1 protein-coding gene is annotated in these 430 nt (G+C 67.0%); it reads right to left on the bottom strand.

The genetic code is table 11. From position 1 onward, the window contains the following. Positions 1-61: 61 nt before the first annotated feature. Positions 62-430 (bottom strand): aminotransferase class IV (locus C1J00_RS44215; RefSeq protein ID WP_180989947.1); only part of this gene is annotated, 369 nt, incomplete at its 5' end.

Below are 430 nucleotides of genomic sequence, written 5' to 3'. Positions count from 1 at the left end.
GTCTCGCCTTGCTGCAAAAAACAGAGCGGGCGATTCTACCGCGCTGGCGCAACCGCTTACGTCACATCTGGTCGACGGGTTCGGCAACGTCCACGCCGGCAAAACGCAGATACAGCGTGCGCAGCGCCTGCGTGAGCGGGCCCGGCTGGCCGCTGCCGATCTGCACGCCGTCGATGGACACCACCGGCATCACAAACGTCGACGCGCTGGTGTAGAACGCCTCGGCGGCCTGCTGGGCTTCGGCCACGGTGAAGGCGCGTTCTTCCAGCGTCAGGCCATGTTCGCGCGCCAGCGCCAGGATCGACACACGCGTGATGCCCGGCAGCACGGCGTTCGACAGCGGACGCGTGATCAGCCGCTTATCGGCGGTGATGATGAACGCGGTCGACGACGCGCCTTCGGTCACGCGGTCGCCGTCGGTCATCCAGGC

Origin of the sequence: Streptomyces cahuitamycinicus (assembly GCF_002891435.1) — a bacterium.
Classification (GTDB): Bacteria; Actinomycetota; Actinomycetes; order Streptomycetales; family Streptomycetaceae; genus Streptomyces; species Streptomyces cahuitamycinicus.
The sequence above is the reverse complement of the archived record's forward strand: the minus strand, read 5'-3'. Positions and strand labels throughout refer to the sequence as shown.